The sequence below is a fragment of the Nocardia goodfellowii genome, assembly GCF_017875645.1.
Classification (GTDB): domain Bacteria; phylum Actinomycetota; class Actinomycetes; order Mycobacteriales; family Mycobacteriaceae; genus Nocardia; species Nocardia goodfellowii.
On sequence record NZ_JAGGMR010000001.1, the window covers coordinates 1,965,829 to 1,984,528 of the forward strand.

19 protein-coding genes and 3 tRNA genes are annotated in these 18,700 nt (G+C 67.2%); 13 read left to right on the top strand and 9 right to left on the bottom strand.

From position 1 onward, the window contains the following. Positions 1–5: 5 nt before the first annotated feature. Positions 6–242 (bottom strand): DUF8836 family protein, encoded by a 237-nt coding sequence (locus BJ987_RS08680; protein WP_209886580.1) that lies wholly within the window; start codon positions 240–242, stop codon positions 6–8. A gap of 128 nt (positions 243–370) precedes the next feature. On the opposite strand from BJ987_RS08680, the gene BJ987_RS08685 reads away from it, so the two are divergent. The 3 genes from BJ987_RS08685 (at position 371) to BJ987_RS08695 (ending at position 6,066) form a co-directional block, all read left to right on the top strand. Continuing rightward, positions 371–940, top strand: a complete 570-nt coding sequence (locus BJ987_RS08685; RefSeq protein ID WP_209886583.1) for a TIGR03086 family metal-binding protein — start codon at positions 371–373, stop codon at positions 938–940. Between the two features lie 81 nt (positions 941–1,021). Beyond that, a complete protein-coding gene (locus BJ987_RS08690; protein ID WP_209886586.1) occupies positions 1,022–1,732 on the top strand; it encodes a demethylmenaquinone methyltransferase in 711 nt (236 codons plus the stop codon). Positions 1,733–1,887: 155 nt separating this feature from the next. Next, positions 1,888–6,066 (top strand): bifunctional nitrate reductase/sulfite reductase flavoprotein subunit alpha, encoded by a 4,179-nt coding sequence (locus BJ987_RS08695; RefSeq protein ID WP_209886589.1) that lies wholly within the window; start codon positions 1,888–1,890, stop codon positions 6,064–6,066. Positions 6,067–6,069: 3 nt separating this feature from the next. Here the strand turns inward: BJ987_RS08695 and BJ987_RS08700 are convergent, their stop codons facing one another. Next, entirely contained in the window at positions 6,070–7,104 is a 1,035-nt protein-coding gene (locus BJ987_RS08700) for an aldo/keto reductase (protein ID WP_209886592.1), read from the bottom strand. An 83-nt stretch (positions 7,105–7,187) separates the two neighbouring features. Between BJ987_RS08700 and BJ987_RS08705 the strand changes: the two genes are divergently transcribed. After that, a complete protein-coding gene (locus BJ987_RS08705) occupies positions 7,188–7,802 on the top strand; it encodes a TetR-like C-terminal domain-containing protein (RefSeq protein WP_209886594.1) in 615 nt (204 codons plus the stop codon). A 69-nt stretch (positions 7,803–7,871) separates the two neighbouring features. Here BJ987_RS08705 and BJ987_RS08710 read toward each other — a convergent pair whose 3' ends face one another. Both BJ987_RS08710 and BJ987_RS08715 read right to left on the bottom strand, forming a co-directional pair. Then, the gene (locus BJ987_RS08710; RefSeq protein WP_209886597.1) at positions 7,872–9,014 is read right to left on the bottom strand and encodes a glycosyltransferase family 4 protein; all 1,143 of its coding nucleotides are present in this window, start codon (positions 9,012–9,014) and stop codon (positions 7,872–7,874) included. A gap of 91 nt (positions 9,015–9,105) precedes the next feature. Next, positions 9,106–9,573, bottom strand: coding sequence for a MarR family winged helix-turn-helix transcriptional regulator (locus tag BJ987_RS08715; protein ID WP_209886600.1), 468 nt, complete (start codon positions 9,571–9,573; stop codon positions 9,106–9,108). A 56-nt stretch (positions 9,574–9,629) separates the two neighbouring features. On the opposite strand from BJ987_RS08715, the gene BJ987_RS08720 reads away from it, so the two are divergent. Continuing rightward, positions 9,630–9,995, top strand: coding sequence for a cupin domain-containing protein (locus BJ987_RS08720; RefSeq protein ID WP_209886603.1), 366 nt, complete (start codon positions 9,630–9,632; stop codon positions 9,993–9,995). A gap of 35 nt (positions 9,996–10,030) precedes the next feature. Here BJ987_RS08720 and BJ987_RS08725 read toward each other — a convergent pair whose 3' ends face one another. Further along, positions 10,031–10,474 (bottom strand): DUF3592 domain-containing protein, encoded by a 444-nt coding sequence (locus BJ987_RS08725; RefSeq protein ID WP_209898084.1) that lies wholly within the window; start codon positions 10,472–10,474, stop codon positions 10,031–10,033. 82 nt (positions 10,475–10,556) lie between these two features. Between BJ987_RS08725 and BJ987_RS08730 the strand changes: the two genes are divergently transcribed. Further along, the gene (locus BJ987_RS08730; protein WP_209886605.1) at positions 10,557–11,063 is read left to right on the top strand and encodes a DUF2505 domain-containing protein; all 507 of its coding nucleotides are present in this window, start codon (positions 10,557–10,559) and stop codon (positions 11,061–11,063) included. Between the two features lie 64 nt (positions 11,064–11,127). Here the strand turns inward: BJ987_RS08730 and BJ987_RS08735 are convergent, their stop codons facing one another. The 3 genes from BJ987_RS08735 to BJ987_RS08745 form a co-directional block, all read right to left on the bottom strand. Beyond that, positions 11,128–11,586, bottom strand: coding sequence for a VOC family protein (locus BJ987_RS08735; protein ID WP_209886608.1), 459 nt, complete (start codon positions 11,584–11,586; stop codon positions 11,128–11,130). A gap of 69 nt (positions 11,587–11,655) precedes the next feature. Beyond that, a complete protein-coding gene (locus tag BJ987_RS08740) occupies positions 11,656–12,114 on the bottom strand; it encodes a helix-turn-helix domain-containing protein (RefSeq protein ID WP_209886611.1) in 459 nt (152 codons plus the stop codon). Further along, on the bottom strand, positions 12,114–13,373 hold the full coding sequence (locus BJ987_RS08745; RefSeq protein WP_209886614.1) for a geranylgeranyl reductase family protein: 1,260 nt from the start codon (positions 13,371–13,373) through the stop codon (positions 12,114–12,116). The genes BJ987_RS08740 and BJ987_RS08745 overlap by 1 nt, the downstream gene beginning before the upstream one ends. A gap of 237 nt (positions 13,374–13,610) precedes the next feature. Here BJ987_RS08745 and BJ987_RS08750 point away from each other — a divergent pair, with 237 nt between their 5' ends. Both BJ987_RS08750 and htpX read left to right on the top strand, forming a co-directional pair. Continuing rightward, positions 13,611–14,726, top strand: a complete 1,116-nt coding sequence (locus BJ987_RS08750) for a polyprenyl synthetase family protein (protein ID WP_209898086.1) — start codon at positions 13,611–13,613, stop codon at positions 14,724–14,726. A 198-nt stretch (positions 14,727–14,924) separates the two neighbouring features. After that, positions 14,925–15,806, top strand: coding sequence for a zinc metalloprotease HtpX (gene htpX / locus BJ987_RS08755; protein WP_209886617.1), 882 nt, complete (start codon positions 14,925–14,927; stop codon positions 15,804–15,806). 45 nt (positions 15,807–15,851) lie between these two features. On the opposite strand, the gene BJ987_RS08760 is transcribed toward htpX, so the two are convergent. Further along, positions 15,852–16,343 carry a YajQ family cyclic di-GMP-binding protein gene (locus BJ987_RS08760; RefSeq protein ID WP_209886620.1) on the bottom strand — a complete coding sequence of 164 codons (492 nt, stop codon included), beginning with the start codon at positions 16,341–16,343 and terminating at the stop codon, positions 15,852–15,854. A gap of 236 nt (positions 16,344–16,579) precedes the next feature. Here BJ987_RS08760 and BJ987_RS08765 point away from each other — a divergent pair. The 5 genes from BJ987_RS08765 to BJ987_RS08785 all read left to right on the top strand — a co-directional run bounded on the left by BJ987_RS08765 (position 16,580) and on the right by BJ987_RS08785 (position 18,593). Beyond that, a tRNA-Tyr gene (locus BJ987_RS08765) sits at positions 16,580–16,662 on the top strand. Between the two features lie 195 nt (positions 16,663–16,857). After that, positions 16,858–16,930, top strand: a tRNA-Thr gene (locus tag BJ987_RS08770). Between the two features lie 89 nt (positions 16,931–17,019). Further along, a tRNA-Met gene (locus tag BJ987_RS08775) sits at positions 17,020–17,095 on the top strand. Positions 17,096–17,134: 39 nt separating this feature from the next. Beyond that, positions 17,135–17,305: a 50S ribosomal protein L33 gene (gene rpmG / locus BJ987_RS08780; protein ID WP_209886623.1), complete on the top strand. Its 171-nt coding sequence runs from the start codon at positions 17,135–17,137 to the stop codon at positions 17,303–17,305. 217 nt (positions 17,306–17,522) lie between these two features. Then, entirely contained in the window at positions 17,523–18,593 is a 1,071-nt protein-coding gene (locus BJ987_RS08785) for a fused (3R)-hydroxyacyl-ACP dehydratase subunits HadA/HadB (RefSeq protein ID WP_307869549.1), read from the top strand. The last annotated feature ends 107 nt before the right edge of the window (positions 18,594–18,700 follow it).

Genomic DNA, 18,700 nt, shown 5'->3' on the forward strand with positions numbered 1-18,700 from the left:
GGCCGCTATTCCCCGTCGAGCGCGCCCGTGCCGTCGGCGGGGTATTCGACGAGCGCCAACGTGCGGTTGGCCATGAACCTGGCAGTGCGCACGGCGGTGCCGGTGCGCGTTACCTCGCTGACTTCGACGACTCCGCGCGCGATGCGCACCTCTACTCGCCGCCCCGCTCGGGTGGCGGCCACTTCGTAACTGCGAGACCCGGCGCCGAAGTCGACGACGATCTCCACACGATCACCCTTCATCTTCCAATTCTCCTCTTTTCCAGCGCTTTTCGCCGTCACGACTTGGTGTCGGCGGAGACGGACCGATGAATTCCGCGGCCTGGCATCGTCATATCGGCAAAGGACGTCTCATGCCTCGAGGAGCTTCGATGAACCCCGTATTCGACTTCGAATCCGCCGCTTCCGCCCTGGCGGCGGTCGTCGCCGGTATCTCCGACGACCAGCTGCCCGCACCCACCCCGATGGCCGGCACCACGGTGCGCGAACTGCTGGTCCACGTGGTCGGTTTGACCGAAGCCTTCCGGCAGGCCGCCACCAAGGAAGCCGTCGGCAACTCCCAGGCGCCGGAAATCGGGCCGGAGGCCGAGCTGGTCTCCGACTGGCGCGAACGCATCCCCGCGCAGCTGAAGGCGCTGGTCGAGGCGTGGCGCGAGCCTGCGGCCTGGGACGGTGAGACCGAAGCGGGCGGCGTCACGATGCCCGCCGAGATCATGGCCACCGTCGCTCTGGACGAACTGGTCGTCCACGGCTGGGATCTCGCCGAAGGCACCGGCCAGCAGTTGAACGTCCGCGAGTCCGACCTGGTCACGCTGCACGAATTCCTCCGTGAAAACCCGGCCGAAGGTACCCCCGGCCTGTTCGGTCCCGTCGTCCCGATCGCCGCCGACGCGCCGCTGTTCCACCGCGTCCTGGCGCTGACGGGCCGCAACCCCGCATAGTCGCACCGGCCGCCGACGCGCGCCGCGAAGCTGTGCGGCCCGCCATAGCAGGCTGATCATCCTTCGCATTAGGGTCGGGGCGTGGCGAAAACAGAGCGGCGGGAATCATTTCGGGCCTCGCTGGACAAGCGGCCGCACGAGGTCGCGTCGATGTTCGACGGGGTCGCGAAGCGGTACGACATCACCAATACCGTCATTTCCGGTGGCCAGGACCGGTATTGGCGCTGGTCGGTGCGCAAGGCGGTAGCTCCGCGTCCGGGCGAACGGGTGCTCGACCTCGCGGCGGGCACCGGTGTGTCCACCCTCGATCTGGCGAAATCCGGCGCCTGGTGCCTGGCCGCCGATTTCTCCCAGGGGATGCTGAAGGCCGGACAGCACCGCAACGTGCCGATGGTCGCCGCCGACGCGACCGCGCTGCCCTTCGCCGACAACTCCTTCGACGCGGTGACCATCTCCTACGGTCTGCGCAATATCTCCGAGAGCGAGCAGGCGCTGCGCGAGATGCTGCGCGTCACCAAGCCCGGCGGGCGCTTGGTGGTGTGCGAGTTCTCGACGCCGGTCATTCCGGGCTTCAAGACCCTGTACATGGAGTACGTGATGAAGGCCCTGCCCCGGGTGGCGCGCGCGGTCAGCAGCAATCCCGACGCTTATGTCTATCTAGCCGAATCCATCCGGGCCTGGCCGAATCAGCGGCAGCTCGCGCTGCGGATCGCCGATGCGGGCTGGTCCGCGGTGAAGTGGCGGAATCTGACCGGCGGGATCGTCGCGCTGCACCGCGCATACAAGCTCTGAGTTTGGTGAGATCACTCACGTATGAGGTTTCCGGGCGGCAAAACGCCAGGTCAGGCCCGGATCTCACCGCTGGATAATCCGGTGGTGAGGAAAATTGTCATCTGTCGATAACGCGGGGTAAATGGCCCGCAACGGCCGATGGCCATGATCGTGGCATGACCGACGCAGCGACGAACTCCGCCCGCACGGCGTGCTCGTACTGCGGTGTCGGGTGCGGTATCACCGTCGAGACCACAGCGGGTCCCGACGGGTCGCCGGTGATCGCGAAGGTCAGCGGGGACAAGCTGCATCCGTCGAACGCGGGCCGGTTGTGCACCAAGGGCGCCACCCACTTGGAGTTGATGCGGGCCCCGGGCCGGATGGAAACCGCCTACCGGCGGCCGGAGCGCGGGCAGGCGCCCGTGCCGGTGCCGGTCGACGAGGCCGTGCGCGAAGCGGCCGAGCGCCTGCGCGGCATCCTCGACGAGCACGGACCGGACGCGATCGCGCTCTACGTTTCCGGGCAGATGTCGCTGGAGGCGCAGTACCTCGCCACCAAACTGGCGAAGGGATATCTGCGGACCAGGCACCTCGAAGCCAACTCGCGGCTGTGCATGGCCAGCGCGGGCACCGGCTACAAGCAGTCGCTGGGCGCGGACGGCCCGCCCGGCTCCTACGACGATTTCGAGCACGCCGACCTGTTCTTCGCGATCGGCGCGAATATGGCCGACTGTCACCCGATCCTGTTCCTGCGCATGGCCGATCGGCTCAAGGCGGGCGCGAAACTCATCGTCGCCGACCCGCGCCGCACCGACACCGCCGCCCGCGCCGACCTGTTCCTGCAACTACGGCCGGGCACCGATCTGGCGCTGCTGAACGGGTTGCTGCACCTGCTCGTCGCGAACGACGACATCGACCACGATTTCATCGCCGAGCACACCGAGGGCTGGGACGCGATGCCCGAGTTCCTCGCCGAATACTCGCCTGCTCGCGTCGCCGAGATCACGGGTTTGGCCGAAGCCGATATCCGGACCGCCGCCCGTTGGATCGGCGAAGCGGGCGAGTGGATGACGCTGTGGACGATGGGGCTGAACCAGTCCACCCACGGCACCTGGAACACCAACGCCATCTGCAACCTGCATCTGGCCACCGGCGCCATCTGCCGGCCGGGCAGCGGGCCGTTCTCGCTGACCGGTCAGCCGAACGCCATGGGCGGACGCGAAATGGGCTATATGGGACCGGGTCTGCCCGGTCAGCGCAGCCTGCTCGCGGCCGCCGACCGCGCCTTCGTGGAAACCGCGTGGGGCTTGCCGCCCGGCACCATCCGCACCGAAACCGGCCCCGGCACCGTCGAGATGTTCCGGGACATGGCCGAGGAGAAGATCAAGGCCGCCTGGATCATCTGCACCAATCCCGTTGCCTCCATGGCTAATCGGAAGACGGCAATCGCCGGGCTGGAAGCCGCTGAACTGGTCGTCGTGCAGGACGCCTACACCGACACCGCCAGCAACGCCTATGCCGATCTGCTGCTGCCCGCCACGCTGTGGGCCGAAGCCGATGCGGTGATGGTGAATTCGGAGCGCAACCTCACCCTGCTGCAACGCAGTGTCGACCCGATCGGCGAGGCCCGCCCGGATTGGCTGCTGATCGCGCAGGTGGCCACCGCCATGGGGTTCCCCGGCTTCGATTTCGCCTCCAGCGCCGAGGTTTTCGCCGAGATCAAGCAGTTCTCGAACCCCGCTACCGGTTACGACCTGCGCGGCATCGACTACGAGGAGCTGCGCGCGGGATCGATGCAGTGGCCGTGCCCGGAACCCGGCCGCCGCCGCAACCCGATCCGCTATCGCAACGACGGTGTCAGCCAGCACCTTTTCGTCGACGAGGCCGGGCGGCAGCCCCGGCTCGCCTTCGCCACTCCCACCCGGCGAGCGGTGTTCTGGCCGCGGCCGCACATGGCACCGGCGGAGCTGCCCGACGACGACTACCCGTTCGTGCTGAACACCGGCCGATTGCAGCATCAGTGGCACACCATGACCAAGACCGGACGGGTCGACAAGCTGACCAAGCTGACCGGTGCGCCCTTCGTCGAAGTGCATCCCGACGACGCCCGGCAGCTCGGGGTAGCGGCCGGCGATCAGCTCGAGATCGCGTCCCGGCGTGGCCGAGCGGTGCTGCCCGTGCGGATCAGCGACCGAGTGCGGCCCGGCGACTGCTTCGCCCCCTTCCACTGGAACGACGAGCAGGGGGAGTACTTGACCATCAACGCCGTCACCAACGACGCGGTCGACGCCGACTCGCTCCAGCCGGAATTCAAGGCGTGCGCGGTGTCGCTCCGCCGCGTCGCGGTGCTGCCGACCGCACAAGCGCCCGTGGCGCCCGCGGTTCCGGCCGAGGCCGGACCGCATCCGCTGGCCGAAATGCTGGGACTGGACCAGGGGATCGCGCCGACGTTGAGCGATATCGAGCAGATCTACCTGAGCGGATATCTGGCCGCGCTGCAAACACTTCCGGTGACGGGTCAGCCGGTGCTGCCCGAATCCGCGCCGCTGTCGACCCGCAGTCGCCTGTGGATCGATGGTCTGCTGGCCGGAATGTACTCCCGGGGCACCGGCTCCCCGGCCGTGCCCACCGAAGAAGACGCGGCCGCGCCGGTCACGGTGCTCTGGGCGTCGCAAACCGGCAGCGCGGAGGAATTCGCGGCGGTGGTCGCCGAGCGGCTCGCCGACGCGGGTTTCGCGCCGCGCCTGCTCGATATGGACTCCTGTGAGCTGAGCGCGTTGACGGGTGACGTGCTGTTGATCAGCAGCACGTTCGGCGATGGCGGCCCGCCCGACAACGGGGCGGATTTCTGGGCACGCCTGGACGACAGCGTGATTCGATTCACCAGCCTGCGCTATGCGGTGTTCGCGCTCGGTGATTCCTCCTACGACGATTTCTGCGGCCACGGCCGAAAACTCGATCAGAAGCTGGCCGAACGTGGTGCGACGCGGTTGCTTCCGCGTGTCGACAGCGAGCCCGACTACGAGGAACCCGCCGCGCGATGGCTGGACGAGGTGTTGAACGCCCTGGATCCGCACCGGCCCGGGGGGACCGAAGGTATTGCGCCGCAACAGCATCCAGCCGAACGCGAGTTCGTCGCGGCCGGCCGGACTCAATCGCGGGGCGGTGGAACCACGCTGCTCCTACCGGGCGCACCCGCACCGAGCCGTGCCCGCCGGACCGAACCGGCACTCTTCACCCGCAACGCCCCGCTGTCGGCACCCCTGCTCCGCAACGAGGTGCTGTCCCGTTCCGGTGCACCGAAAGAGGTGCGCCAGTTCGGTTTCGACCTGCGCGGCCTCGACGCCGGCTACGAGGTGGGCGACTCGCTCGGCATCTGGCCGTCCAACTGTGACTCGCTGGTGGCGGAATGGCTGACCGCCACCGGTCTCGACGGCGACCGCGTCATCGACATCGACGGCCGCGAACTGTCTTTGCTCGAAGCGCTGCGTACCCGCTACGACATCACCAAGATCAGCCACGACCTGCTCACTTTCATCGCCGACCGCAATCCCAGTGTGCGACTGTCGAAATTGCTGCGGCGCGACAATCGCAACGAACTGGACAGTTACCTGTGGGACCGCCAAGCCGTCGACGTGCTGCGCGACTTCCCGGTGCGCGCCGATCTGGTGGAATGGCTCGGCACACTGAAAAAGCTCCAGCCGCGCCAATATTCGATCTCCTCTTCGCCCTTGGTCAGCCCGGACGAGGTGCAGTTGACGGTCGGTGTGGTTCGCTACGGCGACCCGGTCGCCTCGGCCGCCCGGCGCGGCGGCGTCTGTTCCACCTTCCTCGCCGACCGCGTCACGGATACCCATGTCCCGATCTTCCTGCAGCGTGCTCCCCATTTCCGTCCGCCGCTGGATCCGACCGCTCCGATGATCATGGTCGGTCCCGGCACCGGCATCGCGCCCTTTCGCGGCTTTCTCCAGGAACGCCGGGCACTCGGCGCCACCGGCCGTAACTGGCTGTTCTTCGGCGAACAGCACGCCGCCCAGAATTTCTACTACCGCGCCGAACTGGAAGACATGTTCCGCTCCGGCTTCCTCACCCGCCTGGACCTGGCGTTCTCCCGGGACCAGCGGGAACGGATCTACGTGCAGCACCGGATGATCGAGCACGGTGCCGAGCTGTGGTCCTGGCTGCGCGAGGGCGCCTACTTCTACGTCTGCGGTGACGCCGCCCGCATGGCCAAAGACGTCGACGACACCTTGCTCGCCATCGCCCGCATCCACGGCAAACTCGACGAGGACGCGGCGCTCGCGTTCAAAAAGCAACTGATCGCCGAAAAGCGCTACGTCCGCGACGTGTACTGAGCACTACACAGCGGGCGGATTGAGCCGCGCGAAGTCGGGCAGCCGGTAGTACGGGTAGTAGGGGTAGGGCGGAGTGGTGGCACTCGCCTTGTCGAGGCGGGCGACCTGCTCGGCGTCGAGTTCCCAGCCGACCGCGCCCAGGTTCTGGCGCAGTTGTTCCTCGTTGCGCGCGCCGACGATGACAGTCGCGACGGTGGGCCGTCGGAGCAGCCAGTTCAGCGCGATCTGCGGCACTGTTTTGCCGGTCTCCGCGGCGAGCTCATCGAGCACGTCGACGACGTTGTAGAGCACCTCGTCGTCGACCGGCGGGCCCGCCTCGGCGGTCTGATGCAGGCGGCTGCCGGCTGGAAGTGGTTGTCCGCGGCGGATTTTGCCGGTGAGGCGGCCCCAGCCGAGGGGACTCCAGATCACCGCGCCGACACCCTGATCCCGGCTGAGCGGCATGAGTTCCCACTCGTAGTCCCGGCCGACGAGTGAGTAGTAGACCTGGTGCGCCACATACCGTGTCAGGCCGTGGCGATCCGCGGCGGCGAGGGATTTCATCAGCTGCCAGCCCGCGAAGTTGGACGCGCCGAGGTACCGGATCTTGCCCGCGCGCACCAGATCATGCAGTGCCGCAAGGGTTTCCTCGACCGGGGTGTGCGCGTCGAAGGCATGCAGCTGGAACAGGTCGAGGTGGTCCACGCCGAGCCGGCGCAGCGAGCCCTCGACCGCGCCGATCAGCCGAGCCCGGCCCGACCCCGCGTCGTACGGCCCGGGCCCGGTCGGCAAGCTCGCCTTGGTGGACAGCAGTAACTGGTCCCGCCGGCCCTTGATCGCCGCCCCGAGTACTTCTTCCGAAGCGCCGTCGGAGTAGACGTCGGCCGTGTCGAACATGGTCACACCGGCCTCCAGGCTGATGTCGACCAACCGCCGTGCCTGCCGCGCGTCGGTATCGCCCCACGCGCTGAACAGTGCGCCGCGTCCACCGAAGGTGCCCGCGCCGAAGCTCAAAGCCGGGACGACCAAACCTGATGCGCCGAGCCGCCGGTACTCCATGATGACTCCTAAAGGGTCTATAGTTCCGTTAACACCTCGAACATTACACCCGATTCGGAACAAATGGAACTGGAGACCCATTAATGCCCGCAGCAGAGCTCCCACCAGGCTCGATCCGACCAGGCGGTCGCACCGCCCGAGTCCGCGAAGCGGTCCTCCGCGCCGCCGGCGACCTGCTCGCCGAACGCGGCTTCGCCCACCTGGACCTTGCCGAAGTCGCCGCCGCGGCCGAAGTCGGCAAAACCACCGTCTACCGCCGCTGGGGCACCGTTCCCGCACTGGTGGCCGACCTCCTCGCCGACATGGCCGAGCAGTCCGTCTCCCGCGCCGACACCGGCACCCTCCTCGGCGATCTCACCGCCAACGCCCGCCTCGTCGCCGAAACCCTCGCCGACCCCCGCCAAGGCCGCCTCTTCCGCGCCGTCATAGCCGCCGCCACCTGCGACGAAACCGCGGCCACCGCCCTGCACCGCTTCTACGACATCCGCCTGACCGAATGGGCGCCCTGTGTCGAAGCCGCGATAGCCCGCAGCGAAGCCCCACCCGGCACCAACCCCCGCGCCGTCCTCTCCGCCGTCTCGGCCCCCCTCTACTACCGCCTCCTGGCCAGCGGCGACCCCATCGACGAAGCCATCGCCGACAAATCCGCCCGGGCCGCCGTAAGCGCGGTCAGCGCAGGGGTATTCATCGACCGATGACCGAGGCGACGGCTCTGGACTCGTGCGCGGTGGGCACAGTGTCGTCACCACCGGGGAAGTGCGGACGTGTCAAGCACTGTGCGGCAACTGGATTCGGGTTCCGGTGACGTCGGCGTAGTGGCCCATGAGTTCGGTGCAGAGGACGGGCCAGGTGCGGTGCAGGACGGATTTGCGGGCGGCTCGGGCGAATCGGGCGCGCAGGGCCGGGTCGCGGAGTGCGCCGACGGCGCTCGGCAGGAGCTCGCTGAAGCGATCGACCGGGAGCAGGTAGCCGTTGCGGCAGTGCGCGATCAGGTCGCGGGGACCGCCCGCATCGGGGCCGATGACCGGAGTGCCGGAGGAGAGGGCCTCCTGGACGCCCTGGCAGAAGGTCTCGTGTTCGCCCGCGTGCACCATGATGTCGAGGCCGGCGTAGGCCTGGGCGAGTTCCGCGCCGCCCAGTTCGCCGGTGAAGATCGCGGTCGGCATCAGGGCGGACAGTGCGGCCCGGTCCGGCCCGTCGCCGACGATGACCAACTGGATCGTCGGGTCGGCGGCGAGGACCGCCAATCGTTCGACATGCTTTTCCGGCGCGAGCCGCCCGACGAAGCCGACGAGCAGTTTCTCCTGTCCGGCCAACCATCGCGCACGGAGTTCGGCCGATCGGGCACTCGGAGTGAACCGGGCGATATCGACCCCGCGCCCCCAGCGGTGGATTCGTGGAATGCCGTGCGCGGCAAGGGATTCCGCAGCCGCGGTAGAGGGTGCCAGGGTCCGGGTCGCGCCCTCGTGCAGCCGCCGGGTCCAGCCCCAGGCGGCGCGGGCGGCCAAGCCGAGGCCGTAACTCTTGGCGAAACCGGCGACATCGGTTTGGTACACGGCGACCGTCGGCAGGTCCAAGCGCAGGGCGGCGCCGAGACCGCCCGCGCCGAGCAGGAACGGGGAGGCGAGATGCACCACATCGGCGTCGAAATCCCGGATAGCGGGGGTGATTCCGGGCTGGGGCAGACCGACGGGCAGCGAGCTGATCTTCGGGACCATCATCGCCGGTACGCGGTGGACCGGGAAACGGCCGTGCTCGCGGGGTGCGGGCGGCAGTCCCCGGATGGTGTCGGGCGCGATGATGAGCGCGTCGTGGCCGTGCTGGTCCAAATGGTCCAGCACCCGCAGGACTGAGTTCACGACGCCGTTCATGTTCGGCAGGAACGACTCCGCGACGATCGCTACACGCACCCGTTCAGCGTGACCGGCCCAGCACGCCTGGCCCCGACCGTGACGTGAAGCGCGTGGGAAGTTCCGGCGAACGCTCGGCGCGACAGGCCGCTCACACGTGCGGCGCGCGCCACCGCGGATCCGTCAGATTCTCCGGAGTAGCGATCGTCTCCAGCAGCGCGCGCAGTGTGCGCACCGCCTCCGCCCCATGCTTTTCGACCAGTTCGCGTTCCGTGTCGCGATGGAAGCGCCGGGCCGCCGCGAGGGCGCTGTTGCCCTTCTGGCTCAGGTAGAGCAGTTTTGCCCGGCCGTCGCCGGGGTCCGGACGCCGTTCCACGTAGCCGCGTTTCTCCATCTCGTCGACCAATTGGGCCGCTCCCTGCTTGGTGATCGTCAATCGGTCGGCGAGCTCGCTGATGTTCATCGCACGCCGGTCGAGGCTGCGGAAGACGTAACCGTAGGAGGGGCCGGCGTCACCGAAACCTTGTCCGGCCAGTGCTTCTCGCATCTCGTGCACGAAATGCTGGTAGCCGAGGCCGAGCAGGATGCCCAAATCCAGGTCTTGCGCGGGACGAGTCATGCCGCCATGATAGTCAAGTCAACTTGTTCAAGTTAACTTGTCTATCTAGGAGATTCATGCACCTCATCACCGCGGCCGACGCTCCCCAGTTCGAGCTGCCGCACGCCCAGTTCAGCGGCATGGCCTCGCCGAGCCGCGGTTCGTCACAGCTGTGCACCTGGCGGCTCACGGTGCCGCCGAATCTGGCCACCGGGGCGGCCCATGTCCTCGACCGGGACGAGGTCTTCATGGTGATCTCGGGCCGGTTGGAGATCAGCGGTCAGCTGCTCGGGCCGGGCGACGCGCTGGTCATACCCGCGGGTGGTCCGATCGCGGTCGGCAATCCGGGCGACGAACCCGCGGTCGCGCACGTCGCGATCGCCGCCGGATTCCAGGCCACGATGCCCGACGGCAGCAAGCTCAGCCCGCCGTGGGCGCGGTAGCCGGTGCCCGGTAGGCGCGCGTAACGCCTGCCGCCTCAGGGTGCCGGGTTCACACCGCGGCGCCGCATCCGCCGGATAGCCCAGAGGGCGGGTAGCGCCACGCCCCAGGCCACCACGATGACCGACGCCGCGGGCAGCAGCGCGACCCGCGCGTCCCGGCCCGCGACCCGGACCAGATCGGGATCCTTACGGCTGTACTCGACCTTGATCCGCTCGCCCGCGGTCAAATTGGTCGGGTACAGCACCCCGACCTTCGGATTGTGATTCTTGCCGTCCGGCGTCACATAGCTGACCGCCGAACGCAGCCGCCCCGCCGAGAGCACCTCGGCGGTGGTGGTGCCCTTGTCGGAGCTGATCAGATAGTCGTCGCGCCAGGCGGCGAGCACCAGCAGGACCATCAGCACACTGATCACCGTGGCCGCGGCGAGCACGGCGGTGTGCGTGCGTCGTAAACGGACGTCCCGCTCGGCACCCGGCACGGAATCGCTGCGCGATGCTTCAGACCGCTTGGTTTCCGACACCACTCAAGCCTACTGAGCTCCTGCACTAGCCTGTGCGCCCATGTCCCGAAAATTCAGCTTCACCGTGCCCTACAGCATCCCGGTCGAAGATCTCCACCGGGCACTCATCGATGACAAGGTCTGGCACGCCAGGTTCGCCGAAGCGACAACTGCCACCATCGAACTCACCCATCCCGACGGCGCGGACACCATCCGCATCCATATGACCGAAAAAGCGAGTGAGGACAAGATTCCGAGCCTCGTCACCAAGGTGCTCAAGAGCGAACTCCAGTTCTCGCGCACCGACAACTGGGGCCCGCTGGACGGCGAGTCCGCCCGCGGCACCCTCGAAGCCGCCACCGGCGGCATCAACTCGGTGATGTCGGGCGCCTACGAAATGCGCCCGACCGCCGAGGGCTCGGAGATCGAGGTCGTCGGCACCGTCGACGTGCAGGTCCCGCTGGTCGGCGGCGCTATCGAGCCGCTGGCCGAGCAATTGCTGCATCGGGTGCTGAACAGCGAGCGTGAGTTCATCCAGGAGTGGGTGGCCAGCCAGGCCAACGCGTAACCGGCCGCCGCGCACCGCATACCGACGCGCCGGGTGCTCAACGACGAGCCCCGGCGCCATCCGCCTATTCGGTGCAGGCCTCGAAATCGGTCATCGAATTCGGATCGAATTCCTTGGGCTCCACCAGCACCAGCCAATTGCCGGAATTGTCCCGGATGACCGCCTCGGTGCCGTACGGCCGCTCCGCCGGCGGCTGCACGAACTCCACGCCCTTGGCCGTCAGCTCCTCGAATGCCTTCTGACAGTTCTCGGTCCGCAAGCCCAGCGCCCCGTGCGTGCCATTGGCGAGCGCCCGCCGGATCGCCTCGGCCATAGTGTCGTCCAGCGGCGGGCCGGGCACCATCAGCGTCACCTGCAATTCGAGATGGTCCGGCTGCGCCACCGTCACCCAGCGGAACCCGTTCTCGCCCATGGTGACGTCACTGGTCTCCACGAACCCCAGCTTGTCCACATACCACTGCTTGGCCTCGGTCTGATCGTTCACATAGACCGTGACCAGGGAAACGTTGCTAATCGTCGTCATGTGTACAGGCTATTTGCCCGCACCCGCCGACAGCTTCTCCGAAATTGCGCAGCCGGGTATCCGGGGTAGTCAATCCCCGAGCTGATCGCGCGGAGTCCGATCGGACAGCCCGTGCATGAAAATGAAGCACCCGGGGATGTGCGGCGCGCTGCCGGCGAATTTGGCCTGATATTCCGAGGGGCTGACTCCGACCAACTGGCGGAACTTGCTGCTGAACGACCCGAGGCTGCTGTAGCCGACCAGCATGCAGATTTCGGTCACCGTCAGATTGGTGGAGCGCAAAAGATCTTGCGCCCGTTCGATACGGCGCTCGGCCAGATAGACGGCGGGTGTCTTCCCGTACACCGCGGCGAAGGCGCGCAGGAAGTGGAACTTGGATATCCCTGCCGCCGAGGCCAATTCGTCCAGGTCCAGGGGATCGGCGTAATTCCGGTCGGCCAAGTCCCGCGCCCGTCGCAGATGCGGGAGCAGATAGAGCGCGGGCAGGCCGTAGCGATTGCTCGCAGGTCGCTCGGAAGGGGCGGCCATCAGGTGAAGGGTTGCAACTCGTCATAGCGCATGGACGCGCGACCGGCCAGATGCCAGGCGCGGGCGGTGATGTCGAGGTCCTCGTCGGTGACGAGGTTGCCCATCACCCGAACCGCCGTGCGCTGCAGGTACTTCGAACGCATCACGGGCGGACCGCCGAGCGGCACCATGCGCGGATGGGTCGCCAGACCCGCGATCCGCCGGGCCACCGAGAAGGTCCGCCCGTAGCGGGCGCGCAGCAGTTCCGGCCAGATCCGCGTGAAATCGGGTTCGTCCAGCAGTTCGGACAGCATGTGCCCGCCTTCGAGCCCGTAATCGATGCCCTCACCGTTAAGCGGGTTCACACAGCCCGCCGCGTCACCGATGAGCACCCAGTTCCGTCCGGCGACATTCGACACCGCCCCGCCCATCGGCAGCAGCGCCGAAGCGATCGCCCGCAGTTCCCCTTCGAACCCCCACTCCTCGAAGCGCTGCGAAGTGTAGTGCTGCAGAAGGGGTTTCAACGCGATGTGGGACGGTCGCGCCTCGGTGGCCAGGGACCCGACGCCGATGTTCACCTCGCCGTTGCCGAGCGGGAACACCCACCCGTAACCGGGCACGAGATTGTTCTCGGCGTCACGCAACTCCAAATGCGAAGTGATCCACTGGTCGTCGCTGCGCGCGGACTTGATGTAGGCGCGCGCCGCCGTGCCGTACGCGTACCGGCGATGCCAGGTACGGCCGAGCTTCTTGCCGATGGGGGAGCGCACGCCATCGGCGACCACCAGCGTGCGGCACTCGATGGCGTGCGTGCCCGCCCCGGTCTGCACCGTCACCCCGCTGACCCGATCACCCGCACGGGTGACATCGATCACCTTGGTGCCGTCCAGCATCCCGGCCCCCGACTTCACCGCCGTCTCACGCAACTTGTCGTCGAGTTCGGTTCGGGGCACGGCACTTCCATAGGTCGGAAAGGAACCGGCGGGCCAGGGCAGCAGCGCCTCGCGACCGAACCCCGTCATCCGCAGACCGTGGTTGACGGTGTGCGCCCGCAGCCAGTCGCCGAGCCCCAGGTGCTCCAGTTCCTTGGTCGCGCGCGGTGTCAATCCGTCACCGCAGGTCTTGTCCCTGGGGAACACCGCGGAATCGATCAGCAGCACCTCGCGACCCGCCCGCGCCGCCCACGCCGCCGCGGCGGAACCCGCCGGGCCCGCACCGACGACCAGAACCTCGGTCCGGGTGGGCAGCGCGTTCGCGGGTGTGACATCCGGTGAACCCATGCGCTCAATACTTGCAGGACGGTCATGTTCGTGTCGACGCGGTGTGCCCGCCAACACGGCGAATCCGGCGCGGCCCAGCCGTCTCGCGTACGCCCCATATGGAAGGCTGGATGGTGCACCACATAGTGACGGTGTTCATGGGGCCGCGTGGCTGGGACACGCTAGGTTCTTACCGTGGGGTCGGACGCATCGCTGGGAGAAGAAATGAGCACATCGGCTGTGGATGAGCACTCGGGGATGGCAGGAGGCGGAGCCGAGGGGGCGGGCGAACTCAGCACCGTGGTGGCCGGGGTCGATCTCGGCGACTCCGAGCTCGCGAGCACTGTGCGCAACGGCCTCGAGCAGGTCGAAAAACTCCTCATCGACGAGCTGTCCGACGGCGAAGACTTCCTGCAGGAAGCGGCGCTGCATCTGGCCAAGGCCGGCGGCAAGCGATTCCGTCCGCTGTTCACCATTCTCACCGGCCAGCTCGGCCCGAACCCCACCGATCCCGCGCTGATCACCGCCGGCACCGTCGTCGAACTCGTGCACCTGGCCACGCTGTACCACGACGACGTGATGGACGAGGCCCCGATGCGCCGCGGGGCCGTGAGCGTCAATTCCCGCTGGGGCAACAGCATCGCGATCCTGGCCGGCGACTACCTGTTCGCGCACGCCTCCCGCCTGACCTCCACCCTGGGCCCGGACGCGGTGCGCATCATCGCCGAAACCTTCGCCGAACTGGTCACCGGCCAGATGCGGGAAACCATGGGTGCTCGCGAAGCCCAGGATCCGATCGAGCACTACCTGCGCGTGGTCTGGGAGAAGACAGGCTCGCTGATCGCCGCGTCGGGCCGTTTCGGTGGCACGTTCTCCGGCGCCGACACCGACCATGTCGAGCGTCTGGCCCGCCTCGGTGACGCCGTGGGCACCGCCTTCCAGATCTCCGACGACATCATCGATATCTCCTCGGCGGCCGAGCAGTCCGGCAAGACGCCGGGCACCGATCTGCGCGAGGGTGTGCACACCCTGCCGGTGCTGTACGCGCTGCGCGAGGAAGGCGCCGAGGGCGACCGCCTGCGCGCGATGCTGACCCACCCCGTCGGCTCCGCCTCCGACCATCCCCCTGTGCTCACCCACCCCGTCGGCTCCGCCTCCGACCATCCCCCTGTGCTGGCCCGCCCGCTGGAGACCGACGCCGAGGTCGAGGAGGCCCTGGCGCTGCTGGGACGTTCTCGCGGCATGGTGCTGGCCAAGGAGAAGCTGCAGGGTTACGCCGACATCGCGTACGCCGAATTGTCCGCATTGCCCGCCGGCCCGGCCAATGACGCCCTGGAGCGACTCGTCCGCTACACCATCGAGCGGGTCGGCTGAGCCACAGCTCGAGCGGGAACCTTGCCCGCCCGCCTGTCGTTGACCTCGTGTAATGCCAGCGAAGTGCCGGTGGCTCGGAGATGCCCGACGTGAGTGCCGATTTCGCTGACTCGGCTACTGCGTCGCCGCCGGCCGCCGGCGCCACTGCTGTGGCGCCCGGGTCCGGGCGCAAGACGCGGAGAGGCGGATGAGCGACCTATGCACGGCGGTTATGCGAACGGCCTGAAGACCTTCGGGCTCATGGTCGGGCTGTCGGCGCTGATCGTCTTCGCCGGGGCCATGTTCCGCAGCCCGACGATTCTGGTCATCGCCATCCTGATCGCGGTCGGCACGAACGCCTACGCCTATTTCAACAGCGACAAGCTCGCGTTGAAGGCGATGCACGCCCAGCCGGTCAGTGAGCTGGAAGCGCCCGTCATCTACCGCATCGTGCGCGAACTCGCGACCACGGCACGTCAGCCGATGCCGCGGCTCTACATCTCGCCCACCAACGCACCCAATGCCTTCGCCACCGGCCGGAGTCCGCGACATGCCGCGGTCTGCTGTACCAGCGGCATTCTGCAGATCTTGGACGAGCGGGAGTTGCGCGCCGTGCTCGGCCACGAGCTGTCGCATGTCTACAACCGCGACATCCTGATCTCCTCGATCGCGGGCGCGCTCGCCGCCGTCATCTCCGGCTTGGCCAACCTGGCCTTCTTCGCCTCGATGTTCGGTGGCAACCGCGACAGCGGCGGGGGCCCCAATGTCCTCGGTGTGCTTTTGATCTCACTTCTCGGCCCGATCGCCGCGACCCTGGTGCGGCTGGCCGTCTCGCGCTCCCGGGAGTTCCAGGCGGATCAGTCCGGCGCCGAATTGACGGGTGACCCACTGGCTCTCGCGTCGGCGCTGCGGAAGCTGGAGCGTGGCGTCCAGGCCGCTCCGCTGCCCCCCGAGCCACAGCTCACGACGCAGTCGCACCTGATGATCGCCAACCCGTTCCGCAATGGTGAGCGGGCGGCGCGCTGGTTCTCCACCCATCCGCCGATGGCCGAGCGCATCGCGCGCCTCGAAGAACTGGCGGGCGGCCCGCGCGATCACTGAAACCGCAAGCCGCCCAACCTTTTCCGCGTCTATCGGTATCGACGTCTATCGGTAATTGACGAACTGCAGCGCGATACCGAAATCCTCGCCCTTCAGCAGCGAGATGACGGCCTGCAGGTCATCGCGCTTCTTGCTGCTGACTCGTAATTCATCGCCCTGAATCTGCGCCTTGACGCCCTTGGGGCCCTCGTCGCGGATCTTCTTGGAGATCTTCTTGGCGTGCTCGGTGTCGATGCCCTGCACCAGCTCACCGGTGATCTTGTAGGTCTTGCCGGAGGCCTGTGGTTCGCCGGCGTCGAACGCCTTGAGCGAGATGTCGCGGCGGATCAGCTTCTCCTTGAACACCTCGAGCGCGGCCTTGACCCGCTCCTCCGCCTCGGCGGTCAGCACGATCTTGTCCTCGCCGGACCACTCGATGGTGGCGCCGGTGCCACGGAAGTCGTAGCGGGTGTTCAGCTCCTTCTCCGCCTGATGCAGGGCGTTGTCGACCTCCTGCCGGTCGACCTTGCTGACGACATCGAAAGACGAATCGGCCACACTGCGCTCCTGTTCCTGGCTGAAGTTCTCGAACGATCGGCGAGCAATCGCCGACGGTCACTTCCGGACATCGTTAGTTCTACCCGGAAGGGCGACGGTAGTCCCGCCGCAGCACGGCACGGGTAGCCGGGCAGGACGGTGATGCCACGCGGAGCCGCCCTCAAACCGGTGTTGTGCAGCCGGTTTGCATTGGGGGTGCGGGTTGGTTGTATTCTCGTCACCGCGCCTAGCGTGATGGCAGATTGCCCGAGCGGCCAATGGGAGCAGACTGTAAATCTGTCGGCGAAAGCCTACGTAGGTTCGAATCCTACATCTGCCACCGGAAACCCCCGTCGATCGAGTTGATCGGCGGGGGTTCTTGGTTTTTCCGGCGCGCCCGCCGCCCGGCGGCCGGACATCCTTCGGAAACCGCTTCTGACCTCACGATTTGGCGGTGCGACCGAGGAGTGTGTAATCTCGTTCAAGACTTCGCCGCGCCGAGTCAGTCAGTAAGACCCGGAGCGGATGCTGTCATGCCCCCTTAGCTCAGTCGGCAGAGCGTTTCCATGGTAAGGAAAAGGTCAACGGTTCGATTCCGTTAGGGGGCTCGCCGGATTGCCGGTGGTGACCGACTCGGCATCGCTATAGTGCCCCACAGTGTGGGGCTGGGTGCGGCACCAATGGCAATGCGCCCCGTGGCGGTGTAGCTCAGTCGGTAGAGCAAACGACTCATAATCGTTGTGTCGCCGGTTCAAGTCCGGCCATCGCTACCAATAACCAGACCGCTAGGTTGACGCGAAAGAAGGAATGTCGTGGCCGCGAAGTCCACCGATGTCCGGCCAAAGATCACCTTGGCCTGCGAAGAGTGCAAGCATCGCAACTACATCACCAAGAAGAACCGGCGCAACGACCCGGATCGCTTGGAGATCAAGAAGTACTGCCCGAACTGCAACACCCACCGGGCGCACAAGGAATCCCGCTAAACCGGGACCATATAAAGCTAGAGCTGCCAGGGCCGGACGAGAGTCCGGCCTTAGCGCTATCCAGGGCAAGAGCGATATACGGACGACCGCCTGCGACTGCTTGCCGGTCGTTCGAAATGGTCAGCCGCCACTCGCGGTCACGCCGGGATCCCTCAGCAAGTCGGCGTGATTGCTCCGCCGACTCCGGGCTGCGGGGTCAGATAGGTACAGTCCTCCCGTGACAATCAACACCACCGGTACAGACGAAGTCCAAGCGAGCGTCGAGTTCGACGCCGCTGCCCATGCGGCGGCCATGGTCGGTCACCACTACCGCGTCGACGACTACTACGAGGTCGGCCGCGAGAAGGTCCGCGAATACGCCCGCGCCGTGCAGGACTACCACCCGGTGCACTGGGAAGAGGACGTGGCGCTCGAATACGGCTATGAGAGCCTGGTCGCACCGCTCACCTTCATTTCGCTGGTCGGAATCCTGGCCCAGCGCAAGCTGTTCGAGCAGATCGTCACCGGCTACGACCTGAGCCAGATCATGCAGACCGATCAGATCCTGGAGTTCCACCGGCCCATCAAGGTCGGCGACCAGCTCACCTGTGACGTCTACCTGCACTCGTTCCGGCAGGCGTTCGGCGGCGACATCATCGTCACCAAGAACATCGTCACCGACCAGCACGACGAGCTGGTCCTCACCACCTACACCACGCTGATCGGCCGCAGCGGCGGCGATATCGACCCGAACCTGCAGGGCGCCGTGCGCGGCGTGCTGATGCACGGCGTCGGCGACGGCGAGGCGCCGGACCACCGTCCCCGCAGCAGTGCCCTCGAGGGCGCTGCCGTCCCGGCGAAGACCCCGAAGATCGCGCCGTCCAAGCAGGCGCTGCGTTTCGAGGACATCGCGGCCGGCGACGAACTGCCCGCCCGCACCGTCCGGCTCACTCGCGGCGATCTGGTCAACTACGCCGGCGTCTCCGGCGACGCCAACCCGATCCACTGGAGCGACGAGGTGGTCAAGCTCGTCGGCCTGGACAACGTGGTCGCGCACGGCATGCTCACCATGGGCCTCGGCGGCGGTTTCATCACCTCCTGGCTGGGTGACCCGGGCGCGGTCAAGGAATACAACGTCCGTTTCACCAGCCCCGTCTACGTCGGTTCCGACGAGGCGGCCGAGGTCGAGTTCACCGGCAAGGTGAAGTCGGTCGATCCGCAAACCCGCACCGCGGTGATCGCGATGGTCGCGAAGTCGGCCGGGCGCAAGATCTTCGGGCGCGCGACGGCCACGGTTCAGCTGTCCTGAGCGAGCCCGGTGGCCCCGGATTGGTAATTGGCGCGGGAGGTAACGTAGACTCGTGCTCCGGGGTCACCAGCCGCTGCGCGCTGCTCTCGAGCAGCGCGCGTGTCATG

Coding starts and splice junctions, on each gene's coding strand:
- BJ987_RS08680 (WP_209886580.1), bottom strand. CDS start 242: ATGAAGGGTGATCGTGTGGAGATCGTCGTCGACTTCGGCGCCGGGTCT.
- BJ987_RS08685 (WP_209886583.1), top strand. CDS start 371: ATGAACCCCGTATTCGACTTCGAATCCGCCGCTTCCGCCCTGGCGGCG.
- BJ987_RS08695 (WP_209886589.1), top strand. CDS start 1,888: ATGACCGACGCAGCGACGAACTCCGCCCGCACGGCGTGCTCGTACTGC.
- BJ987_RS08700 (WP_209886592.1), bottom strand. CDS start 7,104: ATGGAGTACCGGCGGCTCGGCGCATCAGGTTTGGTCGTCCCGGCTTTG.
- BJ987_RS08705 (WP_209886594.1), top strand. CDS start 7,188: ATGCCCGCAGCAGAGCTCCCACCAGGCTCGATCCGACCAGGCGGTCGC.
- BJ987_RS08715 (WP_209886600.1), bottom strand. CDS start 9,573: ATGACTCGTCCCGCGCAAGACCTGGATTTGGGCATCCTGCTCGGCCTC.
- BJ987_RS08720 (WP_209886603.1), top strand. CDS start 9,630: ATGCACCTCATCACCGCGGCCGACGCTCCCCAGTTCGAGCTGCCGCAC.
- BJ987_RS08730 (WP_209886605.1), top strand. CDS start 10,557: ATGTCCCGAAAATTCAGCTTCACCGTGCCCTACAGCATCCCGGTCGAA.
- BJ987_RS08735 (WP_209886608.1), bottom strand. CDS start 11,586: ATGACGACGATTAGCAACGTTTCCCTGGTCACGGTCTATGTGAACGAT.
- BJ987_RS08740 (WP_209886611.1), bottom strand. CDS start 12,114: ATGGCCGCCCCTTCCGAGCGACCTGCGAGCAATCGCTACGGCCTGCCC.
- BJ987_RS08745 (WP_209886614.1), bottom strand. CDS start 13,373: ATGGGTTCACCGGATGTCACACCCGCGAACGCGCTGCCCACCCGGACC.
- BJ987_RS08750 (WP_209898086.1), top strand. CDS start 13,611: ATGGCAGGAGGCGGAGCCGAGGGGGCGGGCGAACTCAGCACCGTGGTG.
- htpX (WP_209886617.1), top strand. CDS start 14,925: ATGCACGGCGGTTATGCGAACGGCCTGAAGACCTTCGGGCTCATGGTC.